The sequence below is a fragment of the Rathayibacter sp. AY1E6 genome (assembly GCF_002931115.1).
In the GTDB taxonomy this organism is placed as follows: domain Bacteria; phylum Actinomycetota; class Actinomycetes; order Actinomycetales; family Microbacteriaceae; genus Rathayibacter.
In genome coordinates this window covers 26,856-42,863 of sequence record NZ_PSVK01000016.1, presented here as the reverse complement: position 1 = coordinate 42,863, position 16,008 = coordinate 26,856, and the positions used below count along the sequence as shown (strand labels likewise).

The window sequence follows — 16,008 nt, the reverse complement described above, 5'->3', positions numbered from 1 at the left end:
GCATCCACGCTACAGGGTGGCGGAGGCGCCCTCGTCCGCACCCGGGGCGGGCTCCCCGTCGCCGTCCGCGTCGTCCCCGTCGGTCTCCGCCGGCGACCCGTCGGGCACCGCCGCGCCGCGCACGGGGACCCGCGCCGGATCGAGCTCGCGGCCCAGGCGGACGAAGGCGGCGACGTCCAGCTCCTCGCCGCGCGCGGTCTGCGGGACGCCGGCCCGCTCGAGCGCGACGATCGCCGCGGCGCTGTCGCCGAAGAGGGTCGCGAGCGACTGGCGGAGCATCTTCCTCCGCTGCGCGAACGCCGCGTCGACGACCGCGAAGACGGCGCGGCGCAGGGTCTCGTCGCCCGGCTCCTCGCCGCGGTCGAACGCGACGAGCACGCTGTCGACGTTCGGCACCGGCCAGAAGATCTGACGCGAGACCGCGCCGCCCGTCGTCCAGGAGCCGAACCACGCCGCCTTGACGCTCGGGCCGCCGTAGACCTTGGAGCCGGGACCGGCGGCGAGCCGGTGCCCGACCTCGGACTGCACCATCACCACTCCGGACCGGATGCTGGCGAAGTGCTCGAGGAAGTGCAGGAGCACCGGCACCGAGATGTTGTACGGGAGGTTGGCGACGAGCCGGACCGGATCCCCCGGCAGGTCGAGCACCTTCATCGCGTCGGCGTGCACGACCGCGAGATCGGCGCCCGGCGCCATCAGCTCGACGGTGCGCGGCAGCTGCTCGGCGAGGCGCCCGTCGATCTCGACGGCCACGACCTGCGCGCCCGCCTCGAGCAGGCCGAGGGTCAGCGATCCGAGGCCGGGGCCGATCTCGACGACGGTCTCCCCCGGGCGCACCCGAGCGAGCTTGACGATGCGGCGGACCGTGTTGGCGTCGTGCACGAAGTTCTGGCCGAGCTTCTTGGTCGGCGTGACGTCGAGGAGGCCCGCGAGGTCGCGGATCTCGGCCGGGCCCAGCAGGCGCGGGATCGCGGCGCCCGTCGGCTCGGCGGCGTGGCGGCCGCTCATGCGAGGGGTCCGACCGGCTCCGTCGGCTCGGAGCCGACCTCGCCGCCCCACTCGCCGTACACGGCCTCCGTGTTCGAGGCGATCGTCGCGGCCAGGTGGCCGACGTCGGTCTCGAGGGTCGCGGCCATCGAGCGCAGGGTGTGCGGGAGGAGGTAGGGCGCGTTCGGGCGGCCGCGGAAGGGCGACGGAGTGAGGTACGGCGCGTCGGTCTCGACCAGGATGAGGTGCCGAGGAGTCGCGACGAGCGCCTCCCGCAGCGGCTCGGCGTTCTTGAACGTCACGGTGCCGGCGAAGGAGAGGTACCAGCCCTCGTCCGTGCACATCCGCGCCATCTCCGCGTCCCCGGAGAAGCAGTGGAAGACGGTGCGCTCGGGGGCGCCGACGCGGCGCAGGGTCTCGATGACCTCGCGGTGCGCGTCGCGGTCGTGGATCTGCAGCGCGAGGTCGTGCTCCTTCGCGATGCGGATGTGCTCCTCGAAGGAGCGGAACTGCGCGGCGCGGCCGCTCTCGCCGGTGCGGAAGAAGTCGAGCCCGGTCTCGCCGATGGCGCGCACCCGCGGCTGCTCCGCCAGCTCGGCGATCACGGCGAGGGCGGCGTCGAGCTCGCCGCGCTGCTCCAGCTCGGGCGCCTCGTTGGGGTGGATCGCGACGGCGGCCAGCATGCGCGGCTCGCTCGCCGCCTGCTCGGCCGACCAGCGGCTCGTCTCGACGTCCGTGCCGACCTGGACGACGCCGCGGACCCCGACGGTGGAGGCCCGGTCGAGCTGCTCGCGGTGGTCGAGCGGCTCGAGGCCGTCGGCGATCTCGAGGTGCGTGTGGTTGTCGTAGACGGGGACGACGAGCGCCTCGGGCAGCGGCGGGTACGTCAGGTCGCGGCCGGACGAGGCCTCGCGGGAGCGGACGTGCTGGCTGTCGGTCATGCGCTCCAGGCTACCGGGAGGGCTCGCGGGGGTCGGAGTCCTGGGCGGACGAGGGCCGAGAGCGGCCGCCGAGGCGCCCTGAGCGGATCGGGTCAGCACCCGATCGGATCGGGACAGCCCGCCTCCCGCGCCGCCGGGAGGCTGGAGCCATGACAGACACCGAGCTCCTCGCCCCTTCCGCATCCGGCTCCCTCGCCGGACGCCACGCCCTCGTCACCGGATCCTCGAGCGGGATCGGCGCGGCCATCGCCCGCCGCCTCGCCGGGGCCGGCGCTCACGTCCTCGTGCACGGACGCGACCCCGAGCGGGTCGGGTCCGTCGTCCGCGGCATCCGCGCCGACGGGGGCACCGCCTCCGCGCTCGTCGCCGACCTCGCGGGCACGCCGGAGGAGACCCGCGCCGTCGCCGCCCGGGCGCTGACCCTCCTCGACGGGCGGATCGACGTCCTCGTCAACAACGCCGGAGTGTTCCCGGTGGGGCCGACCGCCGACCTCAGCGACGCCGACGTCGAGTCCCTCCTCACCACGAACATCCGCGTGCCGCACCAGCTCGTCGCGGCGATCGCCCCGGCCATGGCCGAGCGCGGGAGCGGAGTAGTCGTCAACATCACCTCGTGGATGGGACGGGTGGGAACGCCCGGGACCGCGCTCTACCCCGCGACCAAGGCGGCGCTGGAGCACCTCACGCGGGCGTGGGCGGCCGAGTACGGCCCGAGCGGCGTGCGCGTGGTCGCCGTCGCGCCCGGCGCGACTCTCACGCCCGGCAACGAGCACGCCGCGGCGATCCTGGAGCAGATGACCGCGTCCGCCCCCGCCGGCCGGCCCGGACGTCCGGACGAGATCGCCCTGGCCGTGCGCTGGCTCGTCTCGGACGAGGCCTCGTACGTCCACGGCACGACGCTCGACGTCGACGGAGGCATCGTCGGCGCCCGCGTCTGACGCCGCGGCACGCGCCGCTCGGAGTCCCCGCGACAGCGCCCGCCGCTCAGTGGATCTGGACGAGCGGCCCGGGGTGGAGCGCGGCGTCGGCCGCGGGGGTCGTCTCGTAGGCGCGGCGGTAGTCGCGCCCGAAGTGCGACGCGCTCGCGTAGCCGACCGCGGCCGCGGCCTGCGCGGCGGTGTCGCCCCGGACCAGGAGCAGCCTCCTGGCCTCCCCGAGGCGGAGCCGCCGCAGGTAGCCCAGCGGCGACATCCCGGTCAGCTCGCGGAAGCGGCGGGTGAGCGTGGGCACGCTGGTGCCCGCCTCCGCGGCGAGCGCGCCGAGGGTCCATCCGCGCGACAGCGACGCGCTCATCGCCTCGACCGCGCGGGAGACGGCCTCCGAGCGGACGGTGCTGGACGCGGCCAGCAGCCGGGGCGCCTGGTCCGTCTGCAGCAGCCGCAGCACGAGCTCGCGCGTGATCGCGGGGGCGAGCACCGGGATGTCGGCGGGGGCGTCGAGCAGACGGAAGAGTCGGCGCAGCGAGTCGGCCATCTCCTCCGTGACCGTGCCGATCCGCGGGGCGGGAGCCCGCGGGGCCGTCCGGGGGGCGAGCGCCGCGATCTCGGCCACCACGAGCGGGTCGAGACGCCAGTTGGCCGACAGGAAGTCGCCGCGGTCGCCGGTCTCCACGACGGCCGCCACCACCGGCAGATCGACGGGGGTGATCAGGAAGCGGCCGGCGCCCCACCGCTCGTCGGAGTCGCCGACCACCGAGCGCTTCCGGCCGGCCAGCACCAGGCTGAGGGTCGGCGGGAACCGGGTGTAGACGAGCTCGGTCGGAGCGGTCACCCGGTGCAGGCGCAGGGCGAGCGCGGCGGCGCGCTCGGGGTGCCCGACGTGGCGCCGGGTGAGCTCGGCCGCCTGCTCGAGAGCGTCGAGGACCTCGCGCGTCATCAGCGCCCCGCCGTCCCCGGAGCGGAGGACCGCTCGCACCCGGCCCCTCGCGTTCGGATCGCGGTCATCGTGCACTCCCCTGCGGATCCTCCGTCGGCGACTCCAGGCCGCGCGACTGCTCGGTCCATGGGTCGAGGCGCGGCCGTCAGGACGCGGGAGCCTCGATGCGCGGGAAGAGCGCGGCGAGCGTCCCGACGGTCGTGCCGACGGGGAGGACCCCCCACCGGCCCGCCTCGCGGATCGGCTGCGCGGTGAGGGCGCCGAGCGACTCCGTCACGCCGAGCGCCTCCCAGAGGGACGCCGTCGCGCGCGGCACGACCGGCGAGAGCAGCACGGCCAGGGCGCGGAGCCCCTCCGTCGCGGTGTAGAGCACCGTGCCGAGGCGCTCGCGCTCCTCGCGCTTGGCGAGTGCCCACGGCTCCTGCTCGGTGATGTAGCCGTTGAGCTCCTCGACGATGCTCCACACGGCGGTGATCGCGTCGTGGATCGCGAGCGCGTCGATCGACCGGTCGGCCGACGCGGCGGCCTCGGCGACGATGCGCTGCACGCGCTCCTCCGCCTCGGTCGGCTCGCCCGGCGCAGGCACGACGCCGTCGTAGTAGCGGTGCAGCATCGCGACGACCCGCGAGGCGAGGTTGCCGAAGCCGTTCGCGAGCTCGGACTGGTAGCGCGCCGACAGGTCCTCCCATGAGAACGAGCCGTCCTGGCCGAAGGTGATGGCCCGGAGGAAGTAGTAGCGGAAGGCGTCGGAGCCGAAGGTGTCGGTGATCTGCTCGGGCGCGATGCCGGTGAGCTTCGACTTCGACATCTTCTCGCCGCCGACCAGCAGCCAGCCGTGGCCGAACACCTGCCGGGGGACCTCGAGGCCCGCGGCCATGAGCATGGCGGGCCAGATCACCGCGTGGAAGCGCAGGATGTCCTTGCCGACGATGTGGGTCGCGGGCCAGCGGCGCTCGAACTCCGCCTCGTCCTGGCCGTAGCCGACCGCGGTGATGTAGTTGAGCAGCGCGTCGAACCAGACGTACACCACGTGCGAGTCGTCCCACGGGACCTTCACTCCCCAGTCGAAGCTGGAGCGCGAGATCGACAGGTCGGCCAGGCCCTGGCGGACGAAGCTGACGACCTCGTTGCGCGCCGACTCGGGCTGGACGAAGTCGGGACGCTCCTCGTAGAGCGCGAGCAGCCGCTCGGTGTACTCGCTCATCTTGAAGAAGTAGTTCTTCTCCTTCAGCAGCTCGACCGGCTTCGAGTGGATCTTGCAGACGTACTGGCCGGCGTAGTCGCCGGTGCCCTCCTCGAGGTCGGACAGCTGCTTGTACTCCTCGCAGCCCACGCAGTAGTAGCCCTCGTACTCGCCGGTGTAGATCGCGTCCTCGTCGTACAGCTTCTGCAGGAACTTCTGGACGTTGACCTCGTGCCGCGCGTCCGTGGTGCGGATGAAGTCGTCGTTGGCGATGTCGATGGTCTCGAGCAGCGGCTGCCAGGCGGTCCTCACGAGGCGGTCGGCCCACTCCTGGGGGGTCGTGCCGTTGGCGGTGGCGGTGCGGAGGATCTTCTGGCCGTGCTCGTCGGTGCCGGTCAGCAGCCAGGTGTCGTCGCCCGCCTGGCGGTGCCAGCGGGTGAGCACGTCGGCGGCGACCTCGGTGTACGCGTGCCCGATGTGCGGGACGTCGTTCACGTAGAAGATCGGGGTCGTGAGGTAGAAGGAGGCGCCGTCGGACATGGCGACCATCCTATTCACCGCGCGGCACCGCTCCCGGCGTGTGACGGAGGCCGTGGACGACCGGCCGCGGGCGCCGTCTGGGAGGGAGCTCTCAGCCGCGGCGGGAGGCGAGCGCCGCCTCGTAGAGAGCGCGGCGCGAGAGCCCCGTGATCTCGGCGACCTCGGCCGACGCCTCCTTGAGCCGCGATCCGGCCTCGACGCGGGCCAGCACGTCGGCCAGCGCGTCCTCGAGCGACGCCTCCCTCGCGGGGGCTCCCTCGACGACCAGGCAGATCTCGCCGCGCAGGCCGTCGGCCGCCCACTCGGCCAGCTCGGCCGCCGTGCCGCGCCGGACCTCCTCGAACATCTTGGTGAGCTCGCGGCAGACGACGACGCGCCGCTCCGGGCCCATCGCCTCGACCAGGTCGGCGAGCGCGTCGCCGATCCGGTGCGGGGACTCGAAGAAGACCATGGTGCGGCGCTCGTCGACGAGCGCCCGGAAGGTCGAGACCCGCTCGCCGTGCCGGCGGGGCAGGAACCCCTCGAAGCTGAAGCGATCCGTCGGGAGCCCGGACACGGCGAGCGCCATGAGCACCGCCGAGGGACCGGGCAGCGCGGTGACCGCGACTCCCGCCGCCACCGCCGCCTCGACCAGGTGGTAGCCCGGGTCCGAGACCGTGGGCATGCCCGCGTCGCTCAGCACGAGCAGGTCCTCCTCGCGGGCCAGCTCCACCAGCTCGGCGGCGCGCTCGCGCTCGTTGTGGTCGTGCAGGGCGTAGAGGGCGGGCCGGTTCTCGACACCCAGGGCGCGCATCAGCTGGATGGTCACGCGCGTGTCCTCGGCGGCGACGTGGCGGGCGGAGCCCAGCGCCTCCACGAGCCGGCGGGAGGCGTCGCCGAGGTTTCCGATGGGAGTGCCGGCGAGGATGATCATGCCGCCAGTCTCCCAGGCCGGGTCCGGGGCCTCCCGCCGCGGATCGCCGCCGTCCCGGGAGGAGGCGCCCCGTTAGCATGGCCGGGTGACGGACCGACCGCAGCGCGACTTCGACGACCTGCTCCTGGACGCGGCAGGATCGGCGCGCTCGGTCCCGGTGGAGCCCGCCGAGGCGTCCGCACCGCGGGAGCGCACCCCGCTCCCGGACGTGCCGCGCGCCTCCTGGTTCGACGACCTGCACGCCCGGCTCGCCGCCTCCCCCGCGCGCCGCCGGCTGTACGAGCTCGGACTGCCGCTGCTGGTGGTCGCCCTGGCCGCGGTGCTGCGGCTGTGGAACCTCGGCCACCCGCGCTCGCTCGTGTTCGACGAGACCTTCTACGTGAAGGACGCCTGGACCCTCTGGAACCTCGGGTTCGAGGGCGCCTGGCCCGAGAACCCGGACCCCGGCTTCGCGGCCGGCGACGTGGACACCTTCACGGGGGCGCCGTCCTTCGTGGTGCATCCGCCGCTGGGCAAGTGGATCATCGGGCTCGGGATGGGCGTGTTCGGCGCGGACGACAGCGTCGGCTGGCGCGTCGCGACCGCCGTCGTGGGGATCCTCGCCGTCGCGCTGGTGATCGTGATCGGCCGCCTCCTGTTCCGCTCCACCCTCCTCTCCTCCTTCGCGGGGCTGATGCTCGCGCTCGACGGCCACGCGATCGTGATGTCGCGGGTGTCGCTCCTGGACGGGATCCTGATGTTCGTCGCGCTCTGCGGGGTCGCGGGGGTGCTGCTGGACCGGCGCTGGGCCGAGCTGCAGCTGGCGCGGAAGGTGGCGGCGGGAGCGCTGCCGAGCTGGGGGCCGGTCCTGTGGTGGCGGCCCTGGCTGCTCGCGGCCGGCGTGCTCTTCGGCCTGGCCGCGGGCGTGAAGTGGACGGGCGTCTACTTCCTCGCGGCGTACGGCGTGTACGCGGTGGTCGTCGACGCGCTGATGCGGCGCCGCGCGGGCGTGCCGTTCTGGGGCAGCGGCGCGATCCTCAAGCAGGGTCCGGTCACCTTCCTCCTGGTCGTGCCGATCGCCCTGATCGCCTACCTCGTCACCTGGACGGGCTGGCTGCGCACCTCCGGCGGATGGGCCCGGCAGTGGGCGTCGGAGGCCCCCGGCAACGCCTGGACCGGGGCTCTGGCGTGGGTGCCGGACTGGGCGCAGAGCCTCTGGCACTACCACGTGCAGATGTACGACTACTCGATCAACCTGCGGGCCTCGCACCCCTACGAGGCGAACCCGCTCACCTGGCTGCTCATGCTCCGACCGACCAGCATGTACTTCGTCGACCAGGCGACGGGCGTCGACGGCTGTACCGCCGCACGCTGCGACGAGGCGATCACTTCGGTCGCCAATCCGCTCATCTGGTACGCCGGAGTCCTGGCGCTGGTGTACCTCCTCTACCGGCTCGCGCGGTACCGGGAGTGGCGCGCCGGCTTCGTGCTGATGGGGATCGTCGCGGGCTACCTGCCGTGGCTGCTCTACCTCGACCGCACGGTGTTCCAGTTCTACTGCGTCGTCTTCGAGCCCTACATGATGCTGGCGCTGACGCTGACGGCCGGGATCGTGATCGGGAGTCCGGGCGACGAGCGGAGGCGGCGCACCCGGGGCGTCCTCGTGGTGCTCGTCTTCGCGGTGGCGGCGGCCGCGCTGACGGCCTACTTCCTGCCGCTCTGGATCGGCGCGCAGACGTCCTTCACCTTCTGGCAGGCCCACATGTGGCTGCCCTCGTGGGTATGATCCGGCGGCTGGGCCCGGGAGTCGCGGCCTGCGCCGTCGCGGCGGTGATCGCGGCCCTGCTGCACGCGACGGTGCCGGCAGTGCCGATGCTGACCGCGGCGGTCGCGCTCGGGATCCTCGTGGCGCAGCTGCCCGCGGCGCGCCCCCTGCTGAGCGGGGCGCTGGCGCCGGGCCTGAAGTTCTCGTCCCGCTCGCTGATGCGCGCCGGCATCGTCCTGCTCGGGCTGAAGCTCTCTCTGATCGACATCGCTGCGCTGGGCTGGGGCGCGATCCTGGTCGTGGTCGGGATCGTCCTGGCCACCTTCGGCCTGACCTGGGCGCTGGGCCGGGCGCTCCGGCTGCCCGGGCAGGAGCCGCTGCTGCTCGCGGCGGGCTTCTCGATCTGCGGGGCCTCGGCGATCGGCGCGATGGCCGGAGCGACCCGGGCGAAGGAGCAGGAGCAGGCGACGCCGGTCGCGCTGGTGACGCTCTGCGGCACGCTCGCGATCGCAGTGCTCCCCGCCCTGCAGCAGCCGCTCGGGCTCTCCGACGTGCAGTTCGGGCACTGGGTCGGCGCCTCGGTCCACGACGTGGGCCAGGTCGTGGCGACGGCCCAGGTGGCCGGAGCGTCGGCGCTGGCCGTGGCGGTCGTGGTGAAGCTCACCCGAGTGGTCATGCTGGCGCCGATGGTCGCGGTGGCGGCGGCGGTCACGAGGCGCCGAGGCGGGACCGGCGGGACGCGCCCGGCGATCGTGCCGCTGTTCGTGGTCGGGTTCCTCGCCGCGGTGCTGCTGCGCACGCTCCTCCCCCTGCCGGAGGGACTGCTCGCCGCCGCCGACACCGCGCAGACCTGGCTCCTCGCCGCGGCCCTCTTCGCGCTCGGCAGCGCCGTCCGGGTGCGCGCGCTCGTGACGACGGGGTGGCGTGCTCTCCTCGTCGCCCTGGTGTCGTGGGCGGCGATCGCGGCGATGGGACTGGCCGCGGTGCAGCTGGCGCTCTGATCGGCGCTCCGATCCGCTCGACCGCTCTGTCGCGCACGGTCGCTCTGCACTGCGGGGCCGCTCTGTTACGCGATGCGTCGCTCCGGCGCGGCGGTGTCGGCGGCTCCCGCTAGCGTCGATCGCATGGCAGATCGTGAGTACGGCTTCAAGACGCGTGCGATCCACGCGGGCAACATCCCCGACGCGGTGACGGGCGCCCGCGCTCTGCCGATCTACCAGACCAGCGCCTTCGTCTTCGACGACACCTCCGACGCCGCGGCCCGCTTCGCGCTGCAGAAGTACGGCAACGTCTACTCGCGCCTGTCGAACCCCACGGTCGCCTCCTTCGAGGAGCGCGTCGCGAGCCTCGAGGGCGGCCTCGGCGCCGTCGCCACGGCCTCCGGGCTCTCGGCGCAGTTCATCACCTTCGCGGCGCTCGTCGGCGCGGGCGACCACGTGGTGTCCTCCGCCAACCTCTACGGCGGATCGATCACCCAGCTCGACGTCACGCTCCGCCGTTTCGGAGTGGACACCACCTTCGTCCGCTCGAGCGACCCGGCCGACTACGCGGCGGCGATCACCGAGAAGACCAAGGTGCTCTACGCCGAGACGATCGCGAACCCCTCCGGCGAGATCGCCGACATCGAGGGCCTCGCCGCGGTCGCGCACGCCGCCGGCATCCCGCTGATCATCGACTCCACGGTCGCCACGCCCTACCTCGTCCGCCCGATCGAGTGGGGCGCCGACATCGTCATCCACTCGGCCACCAAGTTCCTCGGCGGACACGGCACCACGCTCGGCGGCGTCGTCGTCGAGTCGGGGCGCTTCCACTACTCCCCCGAGAAGTTCCCGCTGCTGCACGACCCGGTCGCCTCCTACGGAGACCTGTCGTGGGACGGCAACTTCGGGGAGTACGGCTTCCTCACGCGCCTGCGCGCGGAGCAGCTGCGCGACATCGGGCCGGTCCTCGCTCCGCACTCCGCGTTCCTGCTCGCCCAGGGCGTCGAGACGCTGCCGTACCGGATCCAGGCGCACGTCGACAACGCACGCCGCGTCGCCGAGTGGCTCGACGCCGACCCCCGCATCGAGGCGGTCTACTGGGCCGGGCTGCCCGCGCACCCGCACCACGACCGCGCGCAGAAGTACCTGCCGAAGGGACCGGGCTCGGTCTTCAGCTTCGTGGTCAAGGGCGGCCGCGCCGTCGGCCAGACCTTCATCGAATCGGTCGACCTCGCCAGCCACCTCGCCAACATCGGCGACGCCAAGACGCTGGTGATCCACCCCGCCTCGACCACCCACGCCCAGCTCACCGAGGACCAGCTCCTCCACGCGGGCGTCCTCCCCGGACTCGTCCGCCTCTCCGTCGGCATCGAGGACGCGGACGACATCATCTACGATCTCGACCAGGCGCTCGCCCGCGCGGTCGAGGAGCACGGCACCCCCGACGCTCCGACCGAGCTCCCCGAGGACACGACCACCACCCTGCACACCCCGGCCGTGGAGGTCTGAGCATGAGCACCACCGACACCGCCGACACGGTCGTCCAGCTGTCCAACGGGCTGAGCTGCTCGGTCCCGGCGAACTCGCCGCTGGCGAGGATGCTCCGCTCGCAGCGCACCTGGGTGGGCCCCGACGCCCGCAGGCGACTCGACATCCTCCGCCGCGCGAAGACCGTGGCGATCGTCGGCGCCTCGCCGAACCCGGCCCGCTCCTCCTACTTCGTCGCCACCTACCTGCAGCAGTCGAGCGACTACGAGCTCTACTTCGTGAACCCGAACGCCACCGAGATCCTGGGGCAGCCGGTCTACCGCAGCCTCGCCGAGCTCCCGGTCGTGCCCGACATCGTCGACGTGTTCCGCAAGGCGAGCGACATCCCCGCCGTGATCGACGACGTCCTCGCCGTCGGCGCGCCCACGGTCTGGGTGCAGCTGGGGATCTGGAACCAGGAGGCGGCCGAGTACGGCGAGTCGAAGGGCCTGACCGTCGTGATGGACCGCTGCATCAAGGTCGAGCACGCCCGCTTCCACGGCGGCCTGCACCTGCTCGGCTTCGACACCGGCCAGATCTCGGCGCGCAAGACGCTGCGCTGATCCACCGCAGATCCTCGTCGACTCCGGATCTCCGTGGCTCTTCGTCGCGGGCGCGGCTCGGGCGGCGCACTCCGCCGGCCCCGGCGTAGTCTCGGTGGATGAGCGCCTACGTCTCCGTCCTCGACCTGTTCAGCGTGGGGATCGGCCCGTCCAGCTCGCACACCGTCGGACCGATGCGCGCCGCCCTCGCCCTCGCCGAGCGGATCCGCGACGCCGGGCTCCTCGGCCGCGTGAGCCGGGTGGGATGCACCCTCTACGGCTCGCTCGGCTCCACCGGGATCGGCCACGGCACCCCCGACGCGGTGGTCGCCGGTCTCGCCGGCCTGGACCCCGAGACGTGCGACCCGGCGCTGGTGCGCGGGGCATGGCAGCGCCTCGACGCGGAGGGGACGATCCTGCTGGCCGGCGAGCAGCGCCTCGCGATGACGCGCGACGACGTCGTCTTCGAGCCGCGCACGAGGCTGCCGGAGCACCCGAACGCCCTCACCTTCAGCGTCTGGGTCGGCGACGACGCGCTGCCGGTGTGGGAGGAGACCTACTACTCGATCGGCGGCGGCTTCATCCGGCGCGCGGGCGAGCGTGCCGAGCTGGCTGCGCTGGCCCCGCACCCCTACCCCTTCGTCTCCGGGCTCGACCTGCTGGCGACCTGCGATCGGACCCGCTCCGGCATCGCCGAGATCGCCGCCGCGAACGAGCGCGCTCTGCACCCCGGGGTCGACATCGACGCCCGCCTCGACGCGATCTGGGACGCCATGGCCTCCTGCGTCGAGCACGGCCTGGCGACCGACGGCGTGCTGCCGGGCGGCCTGGGCGTCCGCCGCCGGGCCTCGGTGCTCCGCGAGCGGCTCGAGGCCTTCGAGGAGGACCCGCTCGACCGCGCCCGCGCGACCTCGGTGGAGTGGCTCCACGCCTTCGCCCTCGCGGTGAACGAGGAGAACGCCGCAGGCGGGCGCGTCGTGACGGCTCCGACGAACGGAGCGGCGGGCATCATCCCCGCCGTCGGGCACTACTACCTCCGCTTCGTCCCGGGCGCCGACCGCGCGGGGCTGCGACGCTTCCTCCTCACCGCCACCGCGATCGGCTCGCTCTGCAAGACGAACGCCTCGATCTCCGGTGCGGAGGCGGGCTGCCAGGGCGAGGTCGGCTCGGCCTGCGCGATGGCCGCCGGAGCGCTCTGCGCGGTGCTCGGCGGCACTCCGCGCCAGGTCGAGAACGCGGCCGAGATCGCGATGGAGCACCACCTCGGTCTGACCTGCGACCCGGTCGGCGGCCTCGTGCAGATCCCCTGCATCGAGCGGAACGCGATCGCCTCCTCCACCGCGGTGAGCGCGGCCCGCCTCGCGCTGCACGGCGACGGCGACCACCGCGTCTCGCTCGACGCGGTGATCGAGACGATGCGCCAGACCGGCATCGACATGTCGTCGAAGTACAAGGAGACGAGCGAGGGCGGCCTCGCGGTCAACGTCATCGAGTGCTGAGCGCCCGGCGGCGTCCGTGACCGTGCGTGACGCACGGGGGCGCGCCTGTCGGCGGTCGCGCCTACCGTGGGGCGGGTGAGCACCTCCTCCGCCCCGTACCTGGCCCGGCCGATCGTCTCGACCCAGTGGCTCGCCGACCAGCTCGGCCGCGAGCACCTCGTCGTCGTCGACGCCAGCGTGCTGCTCGTGCCCGGCTTCGACGGGCGGCCCGGCTACCTCAGCGGCGACGAGCAGTACCTCCTCGAGGGGCATGTCCCCGGCGCCGTGTTCGGCGACCTGCTCGAGCAGCTGTCGGATCCGGCGGCTCCCCTGCCCTTCACGCGGCTCGACCCGGAGCGCTTCGCCGCCGCGACCGCCGCGCTCGGCATCGACGACGACTCGGTGGTCGTCGTGTACGACTCCGCGGTCGGCCAGTGGGCCTCGCGCGTGTGGTGGCTGCTGCGCTCGGCCGGGCACGACGCCGTCGCGGTGCTCGACGGCGGGCTCCCGGCCTGGCGGCGGGAGGAGCGCCCGATCGAGACGGGGCATGTCGAGCCCGCCGTGAGCGGCGGCATCAGCGTGCGCGAGGAGCGGCCGCTCTGGATCGACAAGGCCGGCGTCGAGAGCGTCGTGCGCGGCGAGGCTCCCGGGGCGCTGGTCTGCGCGGTCCCGCCGAAGGAGTTCACCGGGGAGGAGGGGCGCCGACCCCGCCTCGGACACCTGCCGGGCTCGCGGAGCGTCCCCGCCGGGCGGCTCGTCGACCGGGCCGACAACACGCTCCTGCCGCCGGAGCGGCTGCGGTCGCTGTTCGGAGACGCTCTCCAGGCCGAGCGGATCGTCCTCTACTGCGGCGGCGGGATCGCCGCGACGGCCGATGCGCTCGCACTGGCGGTGCTCGGAGTCCACACGGCGGTCGTCTACGACGGCTCGCTCAACGAGTGGGCCGCCGACCCCGAGGCGCCGCTGGTGGTCACGGCCGCGTGAGCAGCTCCTCCGGGAGGCGGGTCGTCGGCAGGGCGCAGACGAAGGCCTCGCAGGAGTAGGCGGTCGGCAGCCCCTCCCGCGAGATCCGCCCCTCGAACAGCTCGAAGCCCGCGTCCGCCCAGTCCCGGGCGCCCTCGTCGGACACGCCGACCAGCACGCCGATCCCGGCGGACCGGGCGCCCTGCACCGCCTCCGCCGCTCCTGGGCCCACGACGACCATCTGCCGCACCGGGCGAGCCAGCCGCGAAGCGAGCCCGAGCACGGCGCCGAAGCCCATCGGCCGGCGGACCGCGCCCGGAGCGATCGAGGCGACGACCGCCTCGGCCGCCTCCCGGTAGCGGTGCGATCCGGTGAGCAGGTACAGCTCGTGCGCCGCGTCCGCCGTCGCCGACAGGCCGGAGGGGTAGGCGCCCTCGGAGGGATCGGCCGCGAGCAGGAGTCCCCGCGCGGTCAGCGCCGGGTCTCCTCCCCCGGGCAGCGCGAACGGCAGCGGGCCGTCGGCCGCGTCGAGCGCGCCGTCGATCAGGGTGCGCGCGACGACCGCGTAGCGCGGACGGCCCTCCGCCACGGCGAGCTCGAGGAGCCCGCCGGCCAGCATCCCGAGGTCCTCCAGCGCCGGGCGGGCCGCGGAGACGGCACCGTCGAGGGAGGCGCGCACCGCGACGCGGCCGTCGACGAGGTGCCGCTGCAGCACCGCGTCCGCCGCGCGCCGGGCGGCGTCGAGCCACTCCTCCCGTCCGAGCACGCGTCCGGCGCGGGCGAGCGCGCGGATCGCCAGGCCGTTCCAGCCGGTGACGACCTTCTCGTCGAGAGCGGGAGGCGCGAGGCGGGACCGGTCCTCGGCGAGGTAGTAGCCGCCCTCCGAGCGCTGACCGTCGACGATGCTCTCCGAGTCCTGCGCCGATGCGAAGCCGCCGCCCGGCCGCTCGAGAGTGGTCAGGAGGAACGCGGCGACCCCCTCCGCGATTCCGGTCAGCTCCTCCACCCGGGCGCCGTCGTGCCCGAGCAGGACGGCCGCGACGTCCAGCAGCTGCGCGTTGTCGTACAGCATCCGCTCGTAGTGCGGATCGCTCCAGTCGGCCTGCGTCGCGTAGCGGAAGAAGCCCCCGTCGCGGTCGCGGAGAGGGGACGCGGCCAGCGCGAGCAGCGTGCGCTCGGCGAGCGCCGCTCCCGAGGGCCGCGAGGCCAGGAACCCGAGCACGGGGGCCACCGGGAACTTCGGGGCGCCGCCGAAGCCGCCGTGCACCTGGTCCTCCTCGTCCGCGAGTGCGCGGACGGCGCCGTCGAGCTCGGCGTCGCCGGGCAGTGCGGCATCGGCGGGCAGCGCCGCGGTCGCCTCGCGCAGGGCCGCGGCCAGGCCGCCCGCCGTCGCCTGCACCTCGTCGCGCCGCAGCCGCCACGCCTCCGAGACCGCGTCGAGGACGTCGGAGAAGGCGGGCACGCCGCCGACGGCGCGCGGCGGGAAGTAGGTGCCGGCGAAGAAGGTCTCGCCGGCGGGGGTGGCGAAGGCCGTCAGCGGCCAGCCGAGCTGTCGGGTGAACGCGCTCGCGGCCGTCAGGTAGGCCGTGTCGACGTCCGGGTGCTCCTCGCGGTCGACCTTCACCGCGACGAAGTCCGCGTTCAGCCGCGCGGCGAGCACCGGATCCGAGAACGACTCCCGCGCCATCACGTGGCACCAGTGGCAGGTGGAGTAGCCGATCGACACCATCACCGGGACGTCGCGGCGCACCGCCTCGGCGAACGCCTCCTCGCCCCAGGGGAACCAGTCGACCGGATTGTCCGCGTGCGAGCGGAGGTAGGGGCTGACACTGGAGCGCAGACGATCGGCCATGCGCCCCACGCTAGACGCGGGCGGAGCCGCCGGTCAGGGGGTTGCCGCGGGTCGGAGGGTCAGGAGGTCCGCGGAGCGCCGACGTCCGCGGGTCTCCCCCGCCGTAGGGCCACCCGACCGCTCAGCGCTCGAAGAACCAGCCCGACGGCCGCTCCGTGCCGCGCACGACCGTGCCGCTTCCGCCGCTCCCGCCGCGACGGCCCACCGCCAGGTAGGCGAGGCTGCCGATGAACGGCGCGATCACGATGAACGCCACCCAGGAGACCTTCGCGACCTTCGAGAGCCTCGGGTTCGACAGCACGCCCCGGATCGCGAAGAGCAGCAGCACGATGTTCAGCACGACCAGCAGGGACTGCGGATTCATCGGGGTGCTCCACGGGATCGTGCGCCGCGGTCGACCGGCGCCGGAGCGCCCGACCGGGCAGGGTGGCCCGCGATGTTTCACGAGACAGGGCATTGTCGCACGCGGCGTAGGATGGAGGG

At 73.9% G+C, this 16,008-nt stretch carries 14 protein-coding genes; 7 read left to right on the top strand and 7 right to left on the bottom strand.

What is annotated here, in order from left to right:
* Nucleotides 1-9: 9 nt before the first annotated feature.
* Together rsmA and C5C46_RS12550 are read right to left on the bottom strand one after the other, a co-directional pair.
* Nucleotides 10-1,008, bottom strand: a complete 999-nt coding sequence (rsmA, locus tag C5C46_RS12555; protein ID WP_181136523.1) for a 16S rRNA (adenine(1518)-N(6)/adenine(1519)-N(6))-dimethyltransferase RsmA — start codon at nucleotides 1,006-1,008, stop codon at nucleotides 10-12.
* Nucleotides 1,005-1,928 carry a TatD family hydrolase gene (locus tag C5C46_RS12550; RefSeq protein WP_104222332.1) on the bottom strand — a complete coding sequence of 308 codons (924 nt, stop codon included), beginning with the start codon at nucleotides 1,926-1,928 and terminating at the stop codon, nucleotides 1,005-1,007. The genes rsmA and C5C46_RS12550 overlap by 4 nt, the downstream gene beginning before the upstream one ends.
* 149 nt (nucleotides 1,929-2,077) lie before the next feature.
* On the opposite strand from C5C46_RS12550, the gene C5C46_RS12545 reads away from it, so the two are divergent.
* Entirely contained in the window at nucleotides 2,078-2,866 is a 789-nt protein-coding gene (locus C5C46_RS12545) for an SDR family NAD(P)-dependent oxidoreductase (RefSeq protein ID WP_104226925.1), read from the top strand.
* Nucleotides 2,867-2,912: 46 nt separating this feature from the next.
* Here the strand turns inward: C5C46_RS12545 and C5C46_RS12540 are convergent, their stop codons facing one another.
* The 3 genes from C5C46_RS12540 to rsmI all read right to left on the bottom strand — a co-directional run bounded on the left by C5C46_RS12540 (nucleotide 2,913) and on the right by rsmI (nucleotide 6,439).
* Complete coding sequence (locus tag C5C46_RS12540) at nucleotides 2,913-3,878, bottom strand: AraC family transcriptional regulator (RefSeq protein ID WP_258059474.1); 966 nt, start codon at nucleotides 3,876-3,878, stop codon at nucleotides 2,913-2,915.
* 70 nt (nucleotides 3,879-3,948) lie between these two features.
* Entirely contained in the window at nucleotides 3,949-5,526 is a 1,578-nt protein-coding gene (gene metG, locus C5C46_RS12535) for a methionine--tRNA ligase (protein ID WP_104226924.1), read from the bottom strand.
* 91 nt (nucleotides 5,527-5,617) lie between these two features.
* On the bottom strand, nucleotides 5,618-6,439 hold the full coding sequence (gene rsmI / locus C5C46_RS12530) for a 16S rRNA (cytidine(1402)-2'-O)-methyltransferase (RefSeq protein ID WP_104226923.1): 822 nt from the start codon (nucleotides 6,437-6,439) through the stop codon (nucleotides 5,618-5,620).
* 85 nt (nucleotides 6,440-6,524) lie between these two features.
* Here rsmI and C5C46_RS12525 point away from each other — a divergent pair, with 85 nt between their 5' ends.
* The 6 genes from C5C46_RS12525 (at nucleotide 6,525) to C5C46_RS12500 (ending at nucleotide 13,694) form a co-directional block, all read left to right on the top strand.
* Nucleotides 6,525-8,204, top strand: a complete 1,680-nt coding sequence (locus C5C46_RS12525; protein ID WP_258059473.1) for a dolichyl-phosphate-mannose--protein mannosyltransferase — start codon at nucleotides 6,525-6,527, stop codon at nucleotides 8,202-8,204.
* Nucleotides 8,201-9,184, top strand: coding sequence for a YeiH family protein (locus tag C5C46_RS12520; protein ID WP_104226922.1), 984 nt, complete (start codon nucleotides 8,201-8,203; stop codon nucleotides 9,182-9,184). Before C5C46_RS12525 ends, C5C46_RS12520 begins: the two co-directional genes overlap by 4 nt.
* A 123-nt stretch (nucleotides 9,185-9,307) precedes the next feature.
* Entirely contained in the window at nucleotides 9,308-10,672 is a 1,365-nt protein-coding gene (locus C5C46_RS12515; RefSeq protein WP_104226921.1) for an O-acetylhomoserine aminocarboxypropyltransferase/cysteine synthase family protein, read from the top strand.
* A 2-nt stretch (nucleotides 10,673-10,674) separates the two neighbouring features.
* Entirely contained in the window at nucleotides 10,675-11,253 is a 579-nt protein-coding gene (locus tag C5C46_RS12510) for a CoA-binding protein (RefSeq protein WP_104226920.1), read from the top strand.
* Nucleotides 11,254-11,351: 98 nt separating this feature from the next.
* Nucleotides 11,352-12,731 (top strand): L-serine ammonia-lyase, encoded by a 1,380-nt coding sequence (locus tag C5C46_RS12505; RefSeq protein ID WP_104226919.1) that lies wholly within the window; start codon nucleotides 11,352-11,354, stop codon nucleotides 12,729-12,731.
* 75 nt (nucleotides 12,732-12,806) lie between these two features.
* A complete protein-coding gene (locus tag C5C46_RS12500; protein WP_146076954.1) occupies nucleotides 12,807-13,694 on the top strand; it encodes a sulfurtransferase in 888 nt (295 codons plus the stop codon).
* On the opposite strand, the gene C5C46_RS12495 is transcribed toward C5C46_RS12500, so the two are convergent.
* Complete coding sequence (locus C5C46_RS12495; protein WP_104226917.1) at nucleotides 13,681-15,525, bottom strand: thioredoxin domain-containing protein; 1,845 nt, start codon at nucleotides 15,523-15,525, stop codon at nucleotides 13,681-13,683. The two genes, C5C46_RS12500 and C5C46_RS12495, sit on opposite strands and share 14 nt — an antisense overlap.
* Nucleotides 15,526-15,646: 121 nt before the next feature.
* Entirely contained in the window at nucleotides 15,647-15,889 is a 243-nt protein-coding gene (locus tag C5C46_RS12490; RefSeq protein WP_159939582.1) for a PLDc N-terminal domain-containing protein, read from the bottom strand.
* Nucleotides 15,890-16,008 lie beyond the last annotated feature (119 nt).

What these genes read in the sequence shown, in the direction of transcription:
- C5C46_RS12520 (WP_104226922.1), top strand. Translation starts at nt 8,201, where the DNA reads ATGATCCGGCGGCTGGGCCCGGGAGTCGCGGCCTGCGCCGTCGCGGCG.
- C5C46_RS12490 (WP_159939582.1), bottom strand. Translation starts at nt 15,889, where the DNA reads ATGAATCCGCAGTCCCTGCTGGTCGTGCTGAACATCGTGCTGCTGCTC.
- C5C46_RS12545 (WP_104226925.1), top strand. Translation starts at nt 2,078, where the DNA reads ATGACAGACACCGAGCTCCTCGCCCCTTCCGCATCCGGCTCCCTCGCC.
- C5C46_RS12505 (WP_104226919.1), top strand. Translation starts at nt 11,352, where the DNA reads ATGAGCGCCTACGTCTCCGTCCTCGACCTGTTCAGCGTGGGGATCGGC.
- rsmA (WP_181136523.1), bottom strand. Translation starts at nt 1,008, where the DNA reads ATGAGCGGCCGCCACGCCGCCGAGCCGACGGGCGCCGCGATCCCGCGC.
- C5C46_RS12515 (WP_104226921.1), top strand. Translation starts at nt 9,308, where the DNA reads ATGGCAGATCGTGAGTACGGCTTCAAGACGCGTGCGATCCACGCGGGC.
- C5C46_RS12550 (WP_104222332.1), bottom strand. Translation starts at nt 1,928, where the DNA reads ATGACCGACAGCCAGCACGTCCGCTCCCGCGAGGCCTCGTCCGGCCGC.
- metG (WP_104226924.1), bottom strand. Translation starts at nt 5,526, where the DNA reads ATGTCCGACGGCGCCTCCTTCTACCTCACGACCCCGATCTTCTACGTG.
- rsmI (WP_104226923.1), bottom strand. Translation starts at nt 6,439, where the DNA reads ATGATCATCCTCGCCGGCACTCCCATCGGAAACCTCGGCGACGCCTCC.
- C5C46_RS12510 (WP_104226920.1), top strand. Translation starts at nt 10,675, where the DNA reads ATGAGCACCACCGACACCGCCGACACGGTCGTCCAGCTGTCCAACGGG.
- C5C46_RS12495 (WP_104226917.1), bottom strand. Translation starts at nt 15,525, where the DNA reads ATGGCCGATCGTCTGCGCTCCAGTGTCAGCCCCTACCTCCGCTCGCAC.